The organism is Mycobacterium sp., from assembly GCF_035314665.1.
In the GTDB taxonomy this organism is placed as follows: Bacteria; Actinomycetota; Actinomycetes; order Mycobacteriales; family Mycobacteriaceae; genus Mycobacterium.
Genome location: NZ_DATFZD010000150.1, coordinates 1 through 4,573, shown reverse-complemented (window position 1 = coordinate 4,573; position 4,573 = coordinate 1). Strand labels below are relative to the sequence as shown.

General features: G+C 66.9%; 6 protein-coding genes. 5 read left to right on the top strand and 1 reads right to left on the bottom strand.

All coding sequences use genetic code 11. The annotated features are described in order from the left end of the window. Positions 1 to 1,198: right-handed parallel beta-helix repeat-containing protein (locus VKI00_RS11890; RefSeq protein ID WP_324437658.1), on the bottom strand; the 1,198-nt coding region annotated here is incomplete at its 3' end. 432 nt (positions 1,199 to 1,630) lie between these two features. On the opposite strand from VKI00_RS11890, the gene VKI00_RS11885 reads away from it, so the two are divergent. The 5 genes from VKI00_RS11885 to VKI00_RS11870 all read left to right on the top strand — a co-directional run bounded on the left by VKI00_RS11885 (position 1,631) and on the right by VKI00_RS11870 (position 4,243). Beyond that, positions 1,631 to 1,972 carry a hypothetical protein gene (locus tag VKI00_RS11885; protein ID WP_324437657.1) on the top strand — a complete coding sequence of 114 codons (342 nt, stop codon included), beginning with the start codon at positions 1,631 to 1,633 and terminating at the stop codon, positions 1,970 to 1,972. Then, positions 1,969 to 2,262: a hypothetical protein gene (locus VKI00_RS11880; RefSeq protein WP_324437656.1), complete on the top strand. Its 294-nt coding sequence runs from the start codon at positions 1,969 to 1,971 to the stop codon at positions 2,260 to 2,262. Before VKI00_RS11885 ends, VKI00_RS11880 begins: the two co-directional genes overlap by 4 nt. Before the next feature lie 137 nt (positions 2,263 to 2,399). Beyond that, positions 2,400 to 2,972, top strand: a complete 573-nt coding sequence (locus VKI00_RS33785) for a GAF domain-containing protein (protein ID WP_414687175.1) — start codon at positions 2,400 to 2,402, stop codon at positions 2,970 to 2,972. Continuing rightward, positions 2,857 to 3,459, top strand: coding sequence for a sensor histidine kinase (locus VKI00_RS33780; RefSeq protein ID WP_414687174.1), 603 nt, complete (start codon positions 2,857 to 2,859; stop codon positions 3,457 to 3,459). The genes VKI00_RS33785 and VKI00_RS33780 overlap by 116 nt, the downstream gene beginning before the upstream one ends. A 109-nt stretch (positions 3,460 to 3,568) precedes the next feature. Continuing rightward, on the top strand, positions 3,569 to 4,243 hold the full coding sequence (locus tag VKI00_RS11870) for a GAP family protein (protein WP_324437655.1): 675 nt from the start codon (positions 3,569 to 3,571) through the stop codon (positions 4,241 to 4,243). The last annotated feature ends 330 nt before the right edge of the window (positions 4,244 to 4,573 follow it).

The following is a 4,573-nucleotide window of genomic DNA, read 5'->3' as shown; positions in this document are numbered from 1 at the left end:
TTACGACGTTCACTCCGATGACGTTAAATAGTCCGGTGCGCACCATCTTCACGCCACCGCCGAAATTTCCGGTGACGTGGTTGGCGAAAATCTCGTTGTAGAGCGCGTTGTCGATCGAGATTCCCGGCAGCTTGGCCATCGACGTGCCATCGGGAGCACGGCCCGCACCAAGCACGGAGTCGCGCGCCAGATCGGCATCCGGCTGCCCCCAGCGTTGGCCATTGCCGGCCACCATATTACCGGCAAAGACATTCGCGGTGGCGCCGTTATCGAAGCAAATACCTTCCTTTGAATTTCCCTCGATCCGGTTTTCCAGAAATATGTTGGCGACCGCGCCGTCGTTGTAGATGCCTGAAGACAGGCCCGCGCGGATCGTGTTGTCGATGATCACATTCTGACCAGGATTTTGCAGGCGCCGGACAAGCGGCTTCGTGACGACCCAATAATGATCGGGCAGAAAAAACGTATCCGGATCGGCGGCGATATCGCCGCCTCGGCTGGTCAGCAGAATGCCGGCATTCCAGTTTGAATGACCCAGCAGATGGTCTATCGCATTGTCGGCGAGCAGCGCCGTGGTGACCGGACCGTCGAGCATGATGCCGGCGCGGCCCAGGTCATGTAGGCGATTGGCACGGATGTCCAGGCTCGAGGACGGGCCCGTCACGACAATGCCGTTCTCGGTCAGGCCCCGGACGTCGTTTCCCTCGATAGCGATATTCGACCCACTGTCGACCAGAAACGCGTTCGTGCCGCCATCGATCTTTGCGTTGAGCACCGCGACGTTGTGGGCGCGCACAAGCTCGATCAGCCAGACCGGGGGTTTCGCCCCCACCTCGATCGCTGCGCCAGAGAAGTCGACGACGATGTTCTGCTGCGTGATGTTCAGCGCCGTGTCGGCTCGCAGTGTTCGGTTGGTTACCGTGACGTAGGCCGGGCCCGCGACGGCGATCAGGGCGTTGAGCTGCGAGAATTGTGTGCCTTTGAAGGTCAGTTTCCGGAGCGGCTGTCGCAACACGGCTGGCAGAATCCCGCGATCCGCCGTGACCGTGTCGACCGCCTGTGCCCAGGTTGCACCCGCCGTGCTGCTGTCGACCCTGAGCAATTGCGCACGCTGATACACCTGCGTGCTGTGGGCGATCTGACCGGCCGGATCACCGCTGCCGCTGTGCAGCAGCGGCACCGCGAACTGTTGGCGCAAGCCGGCGGCGTGGGGCGCCGCCGGCGGAGGACCGGGGAGTTGCCCGCTGGTAGGACTCGCTACCGGAGGACGGAGTTCCGTCGAACCTGACGACGCCGGCGACGAGCACCAGGCCAGCACGGTGACGGCGAAGACGGCGGGCACCCAAAGCGCCTTATTCATCTGTACCGCTCCTCGTGTGCGGTGGGCGGCAAAGCAGCAATTGATTTTCGCACCCCGCGGTGCCGTGCACATCACGACTGGCCGTGGCCGGGCGGTCTGCAAGAGCGAACGGGCTTGGTGCCAGCGGGAATCTTCGGATACCGGCCAGCCGGCATCGCGTCGGCGGTTCGCCGCATCGCCCGTGGTGGGACCCGCGCGACCGCCGGAGCGTCGCGCGCATCGGCTCAGGGTGTCCTTGCGGTCATACCGCCACGGTGCTAGGCCGATGGTGTGTCAGTGCGCGGCATCATGCAGGCTGCCCACGATCGGTTGGCGCGGATCGGCGGGCGGGTGGTCTGGTTGTCGCTGCGCCCGTCGGCGCCGCCCTTCTGGCTGGGCGTGGTCGTTGCCGCCGTGATGATCGCCGCGGAAACCCTGGTGATCCTGTCCCTGAAACATTTCGCCGCGGCGGACGCGTTCGGCGTGGTCTACCTGCGCGGGGTCCTGGTGGTGGCCACCGGATGGGGGTTCAGCCCGGCGGCCGCGACCGCGATCGTCAGCGCAATCGCCTATGGCTTCTTCCGTCGCCGGCGGTCGCGTTCAACACTCGTGACGTCCAAAACTGGATCGTGATCGCGGTCTTCCTGGTCGTCGCGTTCTCGGCCAACGCGTTGGCTGACCTGGCCCGGGCACGGGCCACCGAAGCGGACCAACGCCGCCGGGAGGCCGATCTCGCGGCCGACTTGGCGCACCTGATGCTTCGCACCGAGGAACTGCGTTCCGTGTTGGCGCCCGCCGCGCATCGCCTGGCCCAGGCTCTCGACGTGCAGTGGGCCAGGCTCGAGCTGGAGGCGTTCGCCTCGGACCAGCACCAATGGGCGGTACCGCTGCGTGATGGCGGCAGGTGGTTGGCACACTCCTGATTCCCGCAGGCGTCCCCGCGCCGACGCTGCGGCGCCTGCACGAGCGGGTGGTCCCCTCCCTGCAAGTGCTGGTTGCCGCGGCACGCCGGCGGCAGGCCACGACCGACACGCTCGCGTAAAGCCGCGACCAGTTGCGCATGCTGGCCGGACAGCAGTCGGCGTTGCGCCGCGTGGCAACCCTGGTGGCACGGGGTGCGTCCCCGTCTGAGGTGTTTTCGGCGGTGGCGGCGGAACTGGCGCGATCCCTCGGCGCGCCCAACGCCGCCCTGTTCCGCTACGAGGCCGACGGATCAGGCACCCTGCTTGCGGCTCACGACAACCCCGGATTGTCGAAAATGCCTGTGGGGGAGCATTTCTCGCTCGGCGGTGACAACATCGCGGCCATGGTGCTGCGCACCGGCCGCGCGGCCCGAATGGACAGCCACGACCGTGCTGCCGGATGCGCAGCCGCACGGATACGCGCCCTGGGGCTGCGCGGCGGCGTCGGAGCACCGATCGTGGGCGACGGCCGGGTGTGGGGCGTCGCCATCGTCGGCTCGCCGCGACACGAGCCGTTTCCCCTGACACCAGGAACGGGTCGGGGACTTCGCCGACTTGGCCGCAACCGCAATCGCGAACGCACAGGCTCGCGCCGACCTGACCGCGTCGCGGGCGCGCATCGTCAGCGCCGCCGACAACGCCCGCCAACGCCTGGAACGGGATCTGCATGACGGCGCACAACAGCGGCTGGTGTCGTTGGGGCTGAAGCTGCGCATGACACAGGCTGCGGTGCCACCGGAGCTGACCTGGCTCAACGAAGAAATCTCAGACGTCGTCGACTGCCTGGTCGGCGTTTCGGTCGATCTGCAGGAGATTTCACGGGGGATTCATCCGGCGATCCTCTCGAGCGGAGGACTCGCTCCGGCGCTGCGGACAGTGGCCCGACGCTCAGCGGTCCCGGCCATGCTCAACGTCGACGTCCACCGGCGGTTGCCCGATCCTGTCGAAGTCGCGGCGTATTACGTCGTGGCCGAGGCGCTGACCAATGCCGCCAAGCATGCACATGCCTCAATGGTCGACGTGACCGCGACAACCGCCGACGGGAACCTCCACCTGGTGATTCAAGATGACGCGGTGGGCGGAGCCGACCCCGGCAAGGGGTCGGGCTTGATCGGCTTGGTGGACCGCGTCGAGGCGCTCGGGGCCACATCGAGGTAACGAGTCCGCCAGCGGAGGGGACGCGCCTGCACGTGAGGATTCCGGTTTCTGCACCTTGGCTGCCCACTTGCCAGGTTCGGTGTCCGATCATGCGACGAAAGGGCGGCCCGTGTCGGGTAATTGGGGATCGGTCCTCGCCGGGCTGATCCCGCTGGCGCTGGTTGTCGCGCTGTCCCCGCTGTCGATCATCCCGGCCGTGCTGCTGGTGCTGCACACCGTCCATCCACGACCCACCGGACTAGCGTTTCTGGTCGGGTGGCTGGCGGGGCTGGCGGCGTCGACCGCGGTTTTCGTGCAAGTGCCACGCCTGCTCGGTGGCCTCCATCAGGCACCGCCGCGCTGGGCGACGTGGGTGCGGATCGTGGTCGGCGCCGTGCTGATCGCGGGCGGCGTATGGCGCTGGGCGACGCGTAAGCGGTCCGCCCGCTCGCCCGCGTGGTTGACCAGCCTCAACAAGATCACGCCCGCCAGGGCGGCAGTCATCGGCGTCGTGCTCGCCGTGGCCAATCCGAAGGTGTTCTTCATGAATGCGGCAGCGGGATTGGCAATCGGCACGGCCGGGTTGGGCGTGGCGGGCGCGGGGATAGCCATCGCCTACTACACCGCCTTAGCCGGCTCGACGGTGGCCGTTCCGGTTGTGGCGCACGCGATGACCGCTGAGCGCCTCGATCAGCCGCTCGAGCGGCTCAAGGAGTGGATGGAGCGTCAGCACGCCGTCCTGGCGGCGGCGATCCTCGTGGCGATCGGTCTCGTGTTGCTCTACACCGGGATCCACGCGCTCTAGAGGGGCTCGGCGTCCCTGTTGCGGGAGCTGCCGCGGGCCCACGCCGAGACTTAACCTGCTGCGGCGTATGTCGGCGTTTCGCCGCAACGGTTTAAGTGTCGCGGTCAGGGCTATCCCGAGAGCTCCGGCACACGGCGCGGCATAACCGAGCCACTATTCCTGTTGCTGCCTATGCGAAGATTGAACAAGTCGTGGATGAAGCCTTGAATCATGGTTTGCGGTCGGCGCCCGCGTTCGCGCCACCACCAGCACGAAGGCGACCTGGCTCGGATTTGCGGCGGCTGCTGCCGTACTTGCTGCCTTATCGTGCGCGGTGGATTTCTATGGTCG